Origin of the sequence: Paenibacillus allorhizosphaerae (assembly GCF_042659105.1) — a bacterium.
GTDB lineage: Bacteria > Bacillota > Bacilli > Paenibacillales > NBRC-103111 > Paenibacillus_G > Paenibacillus_G allorhizosphaerae.
Map to the genome: position 1 here is coordinate 40,266 of NZ_JBHSRV010000016.1, position 14,955 is coordinate 55,220.

At 52.0% G+C, this 14,955-nt stretch carries 10 protein-coding genes; 1 reads left to right on the forward strand and 9 read right to left on the reverse strand.

The annotated features are described in order from the left end of the window. Positions 1-134 precede the first annotated feature (134 nt). On the forward strand, positions 135-1,727 hold the full coding sequence (locus tag ACFQI7_RS31990; protein WP_218101917.1) for a catalase: 1,593 nt from the start codon (positions 135-137) through the stop codon (positions 1,725-1,727). A 185-nt stretch (positions 1,728-1,912) separates the two neighbouring features. Here the strand turns inward: ACFQI7_RS31990 and cstA are convergent, their stop codons facing one another. The 9 genes from cstA to ACFQI7_RS32035 all read right to left on the reverse strand — a co-directional run bounded on the left by cstA (position 1,913) and on the right by ACFQI7_RS32035 (position 14,656). Then, positions 1,913-3,706 (reverse strand): carbon starvation protein CstA, encoded by a 1,794-nt coding sequence (cstA, locus tag ACFQI7_RS31995; protein WP_218101834.1) that lies wholly within the window; start codon positions 3,704-3,706, stop codon positions 1,913-1,915. 154 nt (positions 3,707-3,860) lie between these two features. Beyond that, the gene (locus tag ACFQI7_RS32000; RefSeq protein WP_218101835.1) at positions 3,861-4,607 is read right to left on the reverse strand and encodes a LytR/AlgR family response regulator transcription factor; all 747 of its coding nucleotides are present in this window, start codon (positions 4,605-4,607) and stop codon (positions 3,861-3,863) included. Further along, positions 4,582-6,369, reverse strand: a complete 1,788-nt coding sequence (locus ACFQI7_RS32005) for a sensor histidine kinase (RefSeq protein WP_218101836.1) — start codon at positions 6,367-6,369, stop codon at positions 4,582-4,584. The genes ACFQI7_RS32000 and ACFQI7_RS32005 overlap by 26 nt, the downstream gene beginning before the upstream one ends. 191 nt (positions 6,370-6,560) lie before the next feature. Beyond that, the gene (locus ACFQI7_RS32010; protein ID WP_218101837.1) at positions 6,561-9,050 is read right to left on the reverse strand and encodes a glycoside hydrolase family 31 protein; all 2,490 of its coding nucleotides are present in this window, start codon (positions 9,048-9,050) and stop codon (positions 6,561-6,563) included. Between the two features lie 27 nt (positions 9,051-9,077). Beyond that, the gene (gene glpK / locus ACFQI7_RS32015; RefSeq protein WP_218101838.1) at positions 9,078-10,565 is read right to left on the reverse strand and encodes a glycerol kinase GlpK; all 1,488 of its coding nucleotides are present in this window, start codon (positions 10,563-10,565) and stop codon (positions 9,078-9,080) included. A gap of 81 nt (positions 10,566-10,646) precedes the next feature. Then, positions 10,647-11,468: a carbohydrate ABC transporter permease gene (locus tag ACFQI7_RS32020; RefSeq protein ID WP_218101839.1), complete on the reverse strand. Its 822-nt coding sequence runs from the start codon at positions 11,466-11,468 to the stop codon at positions 10,647-10,649. Position 11,469: 1 nt separating this feature from the next. Continuing rightward, the gene (locus ACFQI7_RS32025; protein ID WP_218101840.1) at positions 11,470-12,372 is read right to left on the reverse strand and encodes a carbohydrate ABC transporter permease; all 903 of its coding nucleotides are present in this window, start codon (positions 12,370-12,372) and stop codon (positions 11,470-11,472) included. An 82-nt stretch (positions 12,373-12,454) separates the two neighbouring features. Beyond that, positions 12,455-13,747, reverse strand: coding sequence for an ABC transporter substrate-binding protein (locus ACFQI7_RS32030; protein WP_218101841.1), 1,293 nt, complete (start codon positions 13,745-13,747; stop codon positions 12,455-12,457). A 45-nt stretch (positions 13,748-13,792) separates the two neighbouring features. After that, the gene (locus ACFQI7_RS32035) at positions 13,793-14,656 is read right to left on the reverse strand and encodes an AraC family transcriptional regulator (protein WP_218101842.1); all 864 of its coding nucleotides are present in this window, start codon (positions 14,654-14,656) and stop codon (positions 13,793-13,795) included. Between the last annotated feature and the right edge of the window lie 299 nt (positions 14,657-14,955).

A 14,955-nucleotide genomic window follows, 5' to 3' on the forward strand; every position in this document is an offset into this window, starting at 1 on the left:
ACATTCAAAAATACGAACAATTGTCATTATATATTACATATAAATAACATATTACAAAGTAACACCTGAGCAGAACCATATTTTATAAAAACGATGCATATTTTTCCTGGGCATGGCGAAACGTACTATTGACTATGGAAGGGAGGCTATATTGGAGCAGTATGGAGAAGGACAAAGAGAAGATGACTTTAACGAATCGGCAAGGCCACCCGATTTCAGATAATCAGAACATCCGCACGATCGGCAACCGCGGCCCGTCGACGCTGGAAAATTACCATTTTATCGAGAAAATATCCCACTTCGACCGGGAACGCATCCCGGAGCGGGTCGTGCATGCCCGTGGCGCCGGTGCGCACGGCTACTTTGAAGCTTACGGCAAGGCCGGGGGCGAGCCGATCGCCAAATATACGCGGGCCAAGCTATTTCAGGAAGCCGGGAAGCGCACCCCTGTGTTCGTTCGTTTCTCTACGGTCGTACACGGCGGCCACTCGCCGGAGACGTTTCGCGATCCGCGCGGCTTCGCCGCCAAGTTTTATACCGAGGACGGCAACTGGGATTTGGTCGGCAATAATTTGAAAATCTTTTTTATCCGCGATCCGCTAAAGTTTCCGGACATGGTTCACGCGTTTAGGCCCGATCCGGTCACGAACTTGCAAAACCCGGAACGATTCTTCGACTTTGTCTCCAACTCGCCGGAAGCGACGCATATGGTCACTTTTCTTTATTCGCCTTGGGGCATTCCGGCCAATTACCGGCAAATGCAAGGCTCCGGCGTAAATACGTACAAGTGGGTCAACCAGGCAGGTGAAGCCGTACTCGTTAAATATCATTGGGAGCCTTTGAAGCAGGGGATTAAAAACTTGACGCAAAAAGAAGCGGACGCGATTCAAGCCAAGACGACAAGCCATGCGACGCAAGACTTGTACGAGGCGATCGAGCGCGGCGATTACCCGGAGTGGGAGCTTTGCGTGCAGATCATGAGCGACGACGAGCATCCCGAGCTGGACTTCGATCCGCTCGATCCGACGAAGCTGTGGGATCATGAGCAGTTCCCGTTTTTACCCGTAGGCAAAATGGTGCTGGACCGCAACCCGGAAAATTATTTTGCCGAAGTCGAACAGGCCGCTTTCGGCACGGGGGTACTGGTGGACGGCCTCGACTTCTCCGACGACAAGCTGCTGCAGGGCCGTACGTTCTCGTATTCCGACACCCAGCGATACCGGGTAGGAACGAATTACCTTCAGCTGCCGATCAACGCCCCGAAGACGCATGTGGCCACCAACCAGCGCGACGGGCAAATGGCTTATATGGTCGACCGCGCTCCCGGGCAAAACCCGCATGTCAACTACGAGCCTTCCTCGCTCGGCGGGCTGAAGGAAGCGACTCCTCCCGGCAAAGAGCATCAGCCGACTTATAACGACAAACTGGTCCGCGAAAAAATAAGCCGGCCGAACGATTTCACGCAAGCCGGCGAGACGTATCGCAAGTTTGAAGATTGGGAACGCGATGAATTGATTTACAATCTGGTCAATGCCTTAAAAATATGCAAACCGGTGATTCAGCAAACCATGATCGACCATTTCACGAAAGCCGATCCGGATTACGGCCGGCGCGTTGCGGAAGGACTCGCTCAAGCCAAAGTCGATTCCGACCATCTCGGCTCCGATTCATTAAGAGACGGAGCCGACTTGGCACAGCGTTCCGGGCAGCGTACGGACGGGTATTAAGTACAGTGTTTGTCGGCTTTTCGGATCGGCCAAAAAGGCTCGGTAAGCTTATTGCAAGCTTACCGAGCCTTTTCATCCATAGCTTCCCCGTTACCTGAACCAACCTGATTCGGAGCCGCTTCGACTTTGCGAAAATTGCTGCCTGCCTCTAGGGTTAGCCTCAGCCTAATGGAAGCCTATCATCTTTACGTGGACAAAGCCTCCAATTTCACGCGCGGAGTGTTGAAAATGTCGATCCACTTTTTGATGGCCGCCACCATAATGATCACGCCCAATATGAGCATAATGATGGACAAAATGCCATTCAGCACGTTATAGCCGGATGCCGCCGGATTGAGATAAACATTCTTCACCATCCAATATCCCGCATAGTTCACGGTAGTGAACAGGTAAGCCAGCGGTACGAGACAAGTGAGCATGTAGCGGCGTTTATCGGCAATATTCAAGATCACCGTTGCGCCGACAATGAGACCGATGGAGGCCATGAGCTGGTTGGATACGCCGAACAGCGCCCACACCGAACCGATATCTCCCGAATAGAGCAAGTATCCCCACATGACGCAGGCAAGCGCACTGGCAAAAATCGTGCCCGGAACCCAATCCACTTGCTTGAGCGGCTTGTAAATTTCACCGAAGAAATCTTGAATCAAATAACGGGCGGTGCGGGTGCCGGCGTCGATTGCCGTTAAAATAAATACCGCTTCGAACATAATGACAAATTGGAAGAAATACGGAGCCAAGCCGCTGAACCAAGGGATTTTGGTAAAAATATACGTCATGCCGACCGCGAGCGTAACCGCCCCACCCGTTCTTCCTTCGAGATTCAAGCCTATTTCCTGGCTGAGCTGCGGCAAATGGACGACGCTCATCCCCAATGTCTTGAAGGCTTGCGGGGTCGAATTGATGGCAAAATAATCGGCCGGCTGCAGTGCCGTTGCGGCGATCAAAGCCATGATCCCGACTACGCACTCGACGAGCATCGCTCCAAAGCCCACCACTTTAATGTCGCTCCAACGATCCAGCATTTTAGGCGTCGTGCCGGACCCGACGAAAGCATGGAAGCCGGAGATGGCTCCGCAAGCGATCGTAATGGAGATAAACGGCCATACAGGACCCGGTAGTATTGGTCCTCCGCCCTTGACGAACTCCGTCACCGCCGGGAACGGAATGGCGGGATTAATAATGAATACCCCGACGATGAGGGCGATAAAAACGCCGATCTTCATAAAGCTGCTCAAATAGTCGCGGGGCGCAAGCAGCAGCCACACCGGCAGCGCCGCCGCAAAGAAAGCGTATACAGGCAGTATAACGGACAGCGTTTTCATATCCAGCGTCAACCAGTCCCCAATGACGGTGTTTTGAATCGATGGACCGATAAATACGCCGATCATAAGAAGAATGAAACCGATGGTCGAAGCCAGTTTCAAATTGCCGGTTTTCTTGTAGAAAAGGCCTACGCCCATCGCAATCGGTATTGTAATGCCGACCGCGAACGTCCCCCACGGGTTATTTTCCAATGCGTGCAGAACAACCATGGACAACCCGGCCATCGTAATCGTGATGATGAACAGCATGGCCAGACCCGTGCAAAAACCGGCCACGGGACCGAGCTCTTCCTTGGCCACCTCGGACAAAGACTTGCCGTTTTTACGCATCGACGCGAACAGGACTACCGCGTCATGCACCGCTCCGCCGATAACGGCTCCGATCAGCAGCCAGAGCAGCCCGGGAAGATAGCCGAATTGGGCTGCCAAGATCGGGCCGACAAGCGGGCCGGCTGCGGCAATCGCCGCAAAGTGATGGCCGAACGTGACCCATTTGTTGGTCGGGACGTAGTCCTTTCCGTCGTTTAACGTATGCGCCGGCGTCGGCTGGGCATCGTTTAGTTTCAATACTTTTGCCGTCATAAAGGTACCGTATAATCTATAAGCAATCATCAATATACATATGGAACCAATGACGATTGTAATCGCATTCATTTCTCGCAGCCTCCCTTTCAATCCTTTTTTAACTCATCATACTAAATGAAAAGGCAACCATAACGTTTTCAGGACAAAACGTAAAGGCAAAGGAATGAGCAGCAAAAACAAAGGATTGAAATGCAGTTTCTATAATGAAATTGATCGCCGCCTTCTAGAAACCGATCAGCTGCTTCAGATCTTTCATATAAGTACGGCTTACCGGAACGTTGGAGCCGTCTTTCATGACGAGGTTATACGTTGAATGGAACCATGGCTGTATTTCCACAATCCCGTCCAGATTAACGAGAAATGCACGGTGGACCCGCATGATCGACGTATTTTGCAGCTTTTGCTCGTAATTTACAAGTGGCTCGTTTACGGTATAGCTTTGATCTTCCGTTACGATGACGGTTTTTCCTTCCGTGGAGCTGATATACAAAATTTTGCTTATATTCACGAGTAAAATACGATCTTCCGCCAGTACGGCCAATTTGTCGGTTCTCTCCGGCGAGCCGGATTTCTGAGCAAATGGAGGAACGGGATTGCCGTCCTGTATATGCTGCAGCCTGATCATCTTCTCTAGCGTTTGCTGGATCCGGCGTTCGTCAAATGGCTTGAGGATATAGTCGGCAGCGTTTAACTCGAACGCTCTCAACGCGTGTTCATCATAAGCCGTGGCAAAAACGATTTCCGGCCGGTGCTTGGCATCCGCCAGCCGCCGCGCCAAGTCCAATCCGCTGTCTTCGGAAAGCTGAATATCAAGGAATACGACATGCGGCGTTAATTTTTGAATTTCTTCCAACGCTTCTTCCATGCTCTCGGCTTCCCCTACCACTTCCACACGTTTGGTTCGGCGAAGAATATAGGCCAGTTCATCTCTGGCCAGCGGTTCATCATCCACGATATAAGCTTTCAGCATGCTGATCTCCCCATTGATTGTGACTTAACGGCAGCGTAATGACGATTTTGGTGCCTGCATCGCGCTCGCTTTGAATATGGAAACGGGCTTCCTCTCCGTATATTTCCTCGATTCGCTTGCGGATATTATAAAGCGCTGTTCCGGTCCCTTCTGCCGAATCTACGGTTCGCTTTCCCAGGATGTCAAGCAAATCCGAATCGATGCCGTTTCCGTTATCCTCCGTGACCAATACCATTTGATCGTTCTCTTCATAAGCCCGGACGGTTACTTGTCCGATTCGTTTGGTCTTGGATTTCAAGAAAGCGTGACGAACGGCATTTTCTACTAATGGCTGCAGCGTAAACGGCGGGATCAGCACCTTTTCGATCGAAGGCTCTATGTCCAGACAAACCTTGTATTTATCGGGAAAACGGGCTTGTTCCAAGCTTAAATAGGCCTCCACATGCTCCAGTTCTTTTTGCAGCGGAATTAGCATCTGGCGAGCCCCTTGAAGATTGCTGCGAAAAAACACGCTTAACTTTAGCAGCAGCTCCCTTGCTTTTTCCGAATCGGTTCGGCACAGTACGGATATCGTATTAATTGCGTTAAACAAAAAATGCGGATGAACCTGCGCCTGCAACGCTTTAATCTCGGCATCCTTCAGCAGCTTGCTTTGCAGCTCGGCCTCGGCCAGCTCCAATTGGGTAGAGAACAGCTTCCCCAAGCCTTCGGCGAGCTCCTGTTCCACCTGATCCATCTGGTTCGGGTTTGTAAAATAGAGCTTTAGTGTGCCTGCCGTCTTGCCGTGAACTTTTAGCGGCAGCACGATGGCAGCATGCAAGGTGCAGCTTTGATGAAAACATTGAATTTCTTCCCGCGAGCGGGCTTTTAAAATTCGTCCTTGCTCCAATACGTTTTTTGTTAATTGGGTAGCCACGCTCTTCATCGCCACATGGTGGTCGGCGCCGGTTCCGACATGCGCCAAAACTTGATGCTGATTTGTTATGGATATGGCGTCGGCATTGGTCCATTTTAATATGATCGCCGCTACTTCCCGGCAAGAATGCGCATTCAGACCTTGCCGAAAAAAAGGCATCGTCTGGTCGGCAATATAAAGCGCCTTATGCGTTTGCAGAGCGCGCGTGCGTTCCTCTTCCTGCAAAATCGATTGGATGATTAACATAAAGAGCAGCGTACCGAATCCGTTAATCAAGATCATGGGCATGGCGATGACTTTGACCAGCGTAAGCGCATCTTCGAAAGGCCGGGCCGCCATGAGAATAATTCCCATCTGGACGCATTCCATCACGATGCCGATTACAACTGCGCGCCACGGCGTATTCTTTTCGTTTTTCTGAAATCGCTTGCCGATAAGACCGGTGACAATACCGGCCAGCAGCGTGGAGACGCCGCAAGCGACGGCCGTAAATCCGCCCAGTGTCATCCGGTGCAGACCGGCGATCATACCGACCCCTAGACCGACTAATGGGCCGCCCAACAACCCGCCGAGAGCTACGCCAAGGACACGCGTATTCGCAAGGGCGCTGCCCAAGTCCACGTCCGTCTGCCACACTTGCGACGAAACTTCGCCGCCTCGGATCTCGATTCCGGTATAGTTACTAATGATTCCGAACGTACCGAATACGGCAATTAACAGCATTTTTTCCTTCATGCCATGCTCGTTATCAATGATCTTGCGGAAGGAGCTCATTCTGGACAGCAAAAACACGACAATGAGGAGTATACCGACTCGCTCCAGCATCAAGATCAACAAGGTTGTCAACCGATTCACCTTCTCATTATATTTTCCGTTTATATGTATTATACAAAAATCTGCCTCCAAACCTACTTAACAGATGATGGTTACGGATAGCCCTCTCGATCGCAAAAAATCGAAAAGGCACCGCCAAGGGTGCCTTTCGTTCTGTATCGCAGACAAGGTCGACTTCAAGCCGCTTCCTTTCCCTGCCGCTATTAAATGGAGATCAAATCCTTCACATCGAAGCGGACGCCGATTTCGTAATCCGTCTCGATGCTATTCGCGTACTTGATCTTTGCCGTTTTCAGCTCCAGATCGTAATACCAGCCTTCCTCAGCCGCTTCCCACGCTTTGGGATCGAGAAACATCGGAAGCTTCCGGCCCTGCAGCATCACTTGCACAGGCGCAATCTCTTTGCACAGCAGCTCGATTACGATCGATTTTACGCTGCTCGCATAAGCGCCCTCACGCCGGAACGTAATGTTCGTATCCCGCCCGGTATCGACTTGAACCGTTGTTTTCAAATAATCGCCGTTCTTGTAATTGTTCGTTACGCCGTCATCCTCGTACAGCACAAAGCTTGCCTTCTCCGACGGCTCGACCAGCAAGCGCAGCTCCTCTACCCGATCGTTCTGAATGTTCTGCAGGCCCGGCGCGAGCGGAACGATCGCCCCCGAGCGGATAAACATCGGAATCGACTCCAATGACACCGCGAGCTCGATCGTTTGTCCACCGGCATACCGCTGCCGCGAATACCAGTCGATCCACTCGCTGCCTTGCGGCAAATATACTTTTCTCGCCGTTGCGCCTTGCTCCAGCACATTGGCGACGAGAATCGAACGTCCGAGCATGAAGTCGAAGCTCTCTTCCCACGTGCGCGGGTCGTTCTGGAACTCGTATACCATCGGCCGCATAACCGGCGAACCTTCAACGGAAGCTTCGTGGAGCAAGGAGTAAAAGTAAGGCACAAGCCGGTAGCGAAGCCGGATGGCCTCCCGAATGTATGCAGTGTATGACGGGTACATCCACGGCTCGGTTACGGTATTATCGGTGTTGCATGAATGAATGGAAAATCTCGGCTGGAAAATGCCGTTCTGCACCCAGCGCACGAACAGCTCCGGCTCCGGAGCCGGGCCGAAGAAACCGCCGATATCGCAGCCCTGGTTCGCCACGCCGGACAGTCCCATCCCCAAAATAACCGGCACATTGAACTTCAAGCTGTGCCAGCTTGTGTTGTTGTCGCCCGCCCAAGTTTGCGCATACCGCTGAATGCCGGCGAACCCGGCGCGGTTGACGATATACGGTCTCGTGTTCGGAGCGGCTTCGGCAATCGCTTCCTTCGCCATTTGCGCCATCAGGTTCGGCATAATCGGCCGCAAGGCGCTGATTTCTTTCTTCTCGCCTTCATACTCGCACAGCGCATCGGGATTGTTGATCTCGTACTCGTTGTTGTCGTTCCAGATCGACGTAACGCCCAGCTCGATGAACGACGATTTCAAATGCTCCTTCCACAGCTGCCGGCCCGCAGGGCTCGTGAAATCGACGAAAGACGCTTGGCCTCCCCAATAACGGTCGGTCTCCGACTTGTCCCCCGCCGCGTCTTTGACGTAAGCACCGGCCTCGTCGAACTTGGGGTACAGCGGATGGGTCAGCAGCATGCCCGGTTTAATATTGGGCGCGAGTGCGACTCCCTTTTCCCGCATTTGGGCAATAAACGCCCGCGGGTCTGGAAATCGGTCATGATTCCAGTTAAACACGTACCTCTTTCCGTCTCCGCCGGTAGTGTAGCCGGAAGACATGAAAAATCCGTCACACGGAATGCCTTCCGCTTTACATTTATCCACGAAGTTCAAAATCGCTTTGTCCGCATCGCGGTCCAACTCCGTGTAATACATCGTGGAACCCATATACCCAAGCGAATAGCGGGTCGGCATCATCGTTTTGCCGGTAATATCGGTGTAGTGGCGAACGACGTCTTTGATCTCCGGCCCGTACATGAAGAAGAGATCGAGCTCCCCGCCGTCCGCGCAAAAATAACTGTACTTGTTCCAGTAGCCGCTCCGTTCGCAGCCCATGTCAAACGTGGAGTCGTACGAATTGTGATAGAACAAGCCCGTGGCGGCCTGCGTCGCACCGTTAAATTTGATATAGAACGGAATATGCTTGTACAGCGGGTCGGTATGCTCGGAATCGTAGCCGATCGTATCGACGTTGTGCATCCGCAGTCTTCTTTTCTTTTTGTTCAAATGGCCACTCTTCTCGCCGAAGCCGTAGAAGTGATCCGCATCACTCATGCATGAATAATGATACAGCCGGCCATGGTTATCTTTCACATAGGACCGTTCCTTCAAGTCTTCATGAAGCACGCGGCCTTCCGGATCCGTAATTTCTATGGCAAAAGGCTGCTTGTGAACGATCACGCGCAACTGATCCGTGCGAAGCAGCAAACTGTGGCCCAAGTCTTCATATTGAGCCGGGAGAGTCTCAACGCGCCGGCGGTCCTCCATCATTTCGTCCATCTTGTCGTCCCACGCGGTCATCGTGAGCGTATACGAAGCTTCATCGGCAAATTGCTCGTCGAACGTACACCGGATCCGAATGACGTTATCGTTCATAAGGTATATGCGATATTTGGCCGCATCGGTGGCCAAGTCCAAATAATGGCTCTTTTGTTCCGCTTGCAGTAACTTGCTGCTAACTTTCATGATGTACCCTCCATGATTCCTATCCGTTTATTTAAAAGCCATTGCTGCATGCACGGCTTTTTTCCATCCGTCGTACAGGGTGCGCCGTTTGGCGTCGTCCATCTGCGGAACGAACGTTCGGTCGATTTTCCATTGCTCCGCAATGTCGGCCTGACCGGTCCAATACCCGATGGCCAGTCCGGCAAGGTAGGCGGCGCCCAGTGCAGTCGTTTCATTAATTACCGGGCGGTCGACAGGTACATTCAGCATGTCGCTTTGAAACTGCATCAGGAAATTATTTTTCACCACACCGCCGTCGACGCGCAGTCCGTTCAAGGAAATGCCTGCGTCCTCTTCCATCACCGCGAGCACGTCCTTCGTCTGGTAGGCCAGCGCCTCCAGCGTCGCCCGGATGAAGTGCCCCTTCGTCGTACCGCGGGTAAGTCCGAACACAGCGCCTCTTACATCGCTGTCCCAATAAGGGGTGCCCAGCCCGACGAGCGCCGGCACGACATATACCCCGTCGGTTGATTCGACGCCGGCGGCAAGCTCCTCGCTGTCTGCAGCATGCTCGATCATCCGGAGGCCGTCGCGCAGCCACCCAATCGCCGAGCCCGCGACGAAGATGCTGCCCTCCAGTGCGTATTCCACCCGGTCGCCGATGCCCCAGGCAATGGTCGTAAGCAAACCGTGCTTCGAGTTTACCGCCTGGTCTCCGGTATTCATCAGCATGAAGCAGCCTGTTCCGTACGTGTTCTTGGCCATCCCTTTCTCGAAGCATGCCTGTCCGAACAGCGCCGCCTGCTGGTCACCTGCCGCTCCTGCGATGGCGATCTCCTCGCCGAACAGCTCCTTGGCCGTCACGCCGTACACGAAGGAAGACGGGCGGACTTGCGGCAGCATCGATTCCGGAATACGGAGCAAATCCAGGAGCTGCCGATCCCACTGCAACCCGCGGATATCGAATAACATTGTACGGGAAGCGTTGGAGTAGTCCGTCACATGGACGCGGCCGCCGGTCAGCTTCCATATGAGCCACGTATCGATGGTGCCCAGCAGCAGCTCGCCGCGCTCCGCCCGCGCTCGAACGCCCGGTACTTCGTCCAGAATCCACTCTACTTTCGTCGCCGAGAAATAAGGATCGATGAGCAGGCCGGTCTTCTCATGTATGGTCTCCTGCCAGCCTTGCTCCTTCAACCGCTCGCAGATCGGCGCGGTTTGCCTGGACTGCCACACGATCGCATTGTATACCGGCTTGCCGGTCTGCTTATCCCAGACGACCGTCGTTTCACGCTGGTTCGTGATGCCGATCGCCGCGATTTGGCCGGGGCGGACGCACGCCCCTTCCAAGCAGGATGTGACCACCGCCACGATCGACTCCCAAATTTCTTCCGCGTCATGCTCCACCCAGCCCGGCTGCGGGTAATGCTGTGTAAATTCCTGCTGCGCCGCAAATACGATTTCGCTGTCGCGGTTAAACAATATCGCCCGCGAACTGGTCGTTCCTTGGTCTAATGAAAGGATGAATGATTTCATAGCGCAAAACTCCCTTAAAAAAATCCCTTCAGCGACAGAGACAAATCCGGTCACTGTGATTGAAGGGAATGGTTCATTCAATTATTTCATTCCGGACGTCACCATGCCGCTGACGAATTGACGCTGGAATATTAAGAACACGACAAGCACCGGAATCATCGTAATGACGGACATGGCCAGCAAGCTGCCCCAGTCCACATTGTATTCCCCGATAAAATTGGACAACGCAAGCTGAATCGTATATAAGGACGGATCGCTAATCCCGATCAGCGGCCACAGGAAATCGTCCCAGCGCCACATGAACGAGAAGATGGCGAGCACCGCCAAGATCGGTTTACACATCGGCAATATGAGTTGCGAATAAATGCGCCACTCAGATGCCCCGTCCATCCGGGCCGCTTCGAGCAGCTCATCCGGCACGGTGAGCAAATATTGCCGGATCAGGAACACCCCTGTCGGCGTAGCCGCCGGTGGAATGATCAGCGCCCATAGCGTGTTATACATGCCCAGGGTGCTGAGCACCTTAAAGATCGGGATCATGATGACCTCGAGCGGGATCATCAAGGTGGAGATGAAGCCGACAAGCAGCAGCGTGTCGCCCTTGAATCTATATTTGGCGAGCGCGAACCCGGCCATAGAGTTGATCACGAGCAGCAAAATCGTCGAGCTGATCGTCACGATGGCGCTGTTCATGAAATAGCGGCCGAAGTTGCCCTTGGCGAAAGCATCGGTAAAATGTTCGAACGTGATCGGCTCAGGCCAAAACCGCGGCGGGAAGCTGTACAAATCGTTGTTCGTCTTGAACGAAGAGATGACGATCCAAAGAACAGGAAACAACCACAGCGCGGCCAAGACGATCAGCACAATATACAATGTGACTTTTGCGGAAGATTTCAATTCCATGTTAATTGGCGCCTCCCTTCGATAATCTGAATTGCACCGCGGTGAACAGCGAGATCAGAATAAACAACAAGATGGACATCGCGCTGGCCATGCCGAGCTCTTGCTTCACAAAGCCGGTTTCGTATATAAACTGCACGATATAGGTCGTTTCTTTCCCCGGTCCTCCGCCCGTCAGGGCAAACAGCAGCGGGTAAGCCTTAAACGCATCGATCAGCGACAACATCACGACAAGCACTGTAGTCGGCTTAAGCAGCGGCAGTGTAATATTCCAGAACACGCGCAGCTTGGAAGCTCCGTCCAATCTTGCCGCTTCGTAGTAATCGTTTGGTATCGCTTGCAGGCCCGCCATGAAAATAACCATGAAAAAACCGAGACGCGACCATACGGTGGCGATAATGACCGATACGTTGGCAAACAACGAATTGGACAAGAAATGAATCGGCTCGACGCCAAAGAGCGTCATCACATAGTTGAGCACCCCGAAGTCGCCGAAAATCCATTTCCACGTCAAACCTACAATGATGTAGGAAATCATCGTCGGCCAATAAAAGACGGCGCGGAACAGCCCTTTGGCCCGGATTTGCTGAATGAGCATCATGGCCACGGCAAGGGACAAGCAATAAATGGACGGGACGACAATCAGCGCGTATAGCGCGGTTTTCCCGAGCGCGGACCAAAATTCTCCGTTTGCCAATATTTCTTTGTAGTTGTCCAATCCGATGAATTCCATCGGATTCAGCCCGTCGTATTCGTTAAACGAATAGATGAAACCGATAATGGTAGGGACGACAATGAAAATGGAGAAAATCAAAAAGTTGGGCAGAACAAAAAAGTATGGAATGGCGCCCATCTTATTGTCCCGCCGCTTCTTTATCGCCTTGGATGCTGGAGCTTGCGCAGACATCGAGTACTCTCCTTTCCTGCAGGAAATGTCCGTTAAATACCGACCGCTGCCGGCTTGGTCCGACAGCAGCCCATCAAATATTTTATTTCTTTTCGTCGGCAATTGCTTTGTCGATCACTTTGGCGACTTTATCCATGCCGTCCTTCGCTGTCGTTTTGCCTGAAATGATTTCCGTCAGCGTCGTCTTCAAATCGTTGCTGAATTTCGGCACGATCGTTTGTTTGGACCAGTCCTCGGCCGCGGCAGGGACCGTGTTGTTCAGCTCGTTCGAGAACACTTCCATCATTTCTTTGCCGAACGCGTAGTCGAGCTTCGCGCTGTCTTTGCGCGGGCTTAAGAACAACGCTTCCTGGTTGTATTTCGAGTTCACTTCTTTGGTCGTAATGTAGTTGATGAAATCGGTCGCTTCTTTTTCAACGCCGGTTTTTTGGAACGCCATGGCGAATTTACCGCCCGGTACCGAGGAACGCTCCTTGGCTTTCGGCATATACGTTACGCCCCATTCGAAGTTCGTAACATCTTTATAGTTGCTGATCATCCAGTTTCCTGCGAAATGCGCGGCTACCGTGCCTGTACGGAACAAGTTGTTCGGGTTTTCCCCGCCAAGCCATACGGACGTCGGGATAATGCCGTCGTTATGCAGCTTTTTAAAGTATTCGGCTGCCTGTACGCCCGCTTCGTTATTGATCGCCGCCTTCGTTCCGTCCGGGCTAATCATTCTGCCGCCGAACTGGTACAGAAGCGTCGACCAGCGGTGCGGCGTTAAATCCCATACGAGCCCGTATTTGGCCCCGCCTTTTTCCATAACCTGCTTCATGGCCGCGGAAAACTCGTCCCACGTCCATACGGCGTCAGGCGATGCCGGCACTTTCACGCCCGCTTTGTCGAACAGCGTTTTGTTGTAAATGAGTCCGTTGGCCGTAACGTCCATCGGGGCGGCAACGGCTTTATTGTTAATGACGTAATATGGCTTCAGGGAATCGATAAATTGCGCCGTATATTTCTCCACGCCGCCGTTGCTTGTACCGAGGTCTACCGCTTGATTAGCGAACGATCCAAGCTCCGTCGTGCTAATCCGTGCCAGCGCCGGCGGCTTGCCGCCGGAAATCATCGTCTTCAGCTTCGTGGACAAATCTTTGTAAGGCACTTCGATCATATTAATCTTAACGTTCGTATTTTTCGCTTCGTACTCTTTAATAATGCCCTTCATGATATCGCCTTCATTTCCGTCCGAGAACCAGACGAAGTCCAGCGTTACGTTTTTTTGGCCGCCCGCTGCGCCCGTCCCCGTGTCATTCTTCGCGCAAGCGATAGACATGAGCGCCATTAAAACGAGCACCATGGCGATCGATACCATTTTCGTAGCTTTTTTCATTCTCTCTGCCCCTTTTCTTAAAATGTTGCTGCTAACAAGTAAGCATTACGGTCCGACGCCTTGTTTGCGGTACTGCTGCGGCGACATCCCGGAGTACTTCTTAAATGAGCGGCTAAAGTGCACCGCGGTATTGAACCCGAGCTTTTCGGATATGAGTCCGACCGGCTCGTCCGTTGTGCGAAGCATCTTCTTCGCTTCCTCGATCCGTTTGCTGGTCAAATAGTTGTTGATCGTATATCCGGTTACTTCTTTAAAGCAATGGCAAATATAATATTTGCTCAAGTGAAGTTCCTTCGACAGCTCCATCAGCGAAAAGTTTTCCGTATAATGCTGATTGATATATTGCAAAATGCGGCGAACGTTCGCCTGACTGTTCGATTGCTGCTGAGAAGGAGCAATTTCATGCAAACGTTTGGACTTTCGATATATGGCGATAAGCATTTGAATCAGAAACGTCTTTAGAATCAGTTCGTAAGCGAACGATTCCCGTTCATTTTCGCGATGGATCGACCGGAAATACGTTTCCATTTCCTCGCGTTCTTCCAGCGTCCAGTGAATTAACATCCCGTCGGGCGATTCGAACATGGACATCAGCTTTTCGAACATATCGCCGGACATCTGCTCCCGTAAAAAGGACGGCGTGAAATTTACATAGCTGCGGATATAAGGAACGTCTTTGGACGGATTGACCCGATGAATCGTGCTTCCACGAAAAAGAAGCATGTCGCCCGGAGACAAGTCGTAAATATTTTCGCCAATGATGTAGTTCGCATTCCCGCGTATAAAATAATAAATTTCGAGCCCTTCATGCGTGTGGACCGGCCAACTGTACTGCCAGTCATCCGCGTCGGCCCGGACATAAATCCCCAACTGCCGGAGAGCAAGATTGGTGGGAGTATGGACGATCAAGAGGACACCCCCTTCGTGAAAAGGCGAAAAGAACAAGCTTGTTTGCGTTTCCAAATTAACGATACCATACTGAAATTGAGCTCACTTAACATATATTGCTGTTAATTTAATCGGAATTGTTGAAAACTATGCAAGCGCGTAAAATATAAAAGTGTTTCTGCCAATAGCGGCAAAAACACCCAGAAAATACGTTAAAAATTGTCAATCGATCCTCTCTTCCATTCCCTTCCGCTTTCTCCAGTCCGGAGAGGTTACTGCAGGGAGTGTTTCACGGGGAACAGAACTATTACCGGATTAGC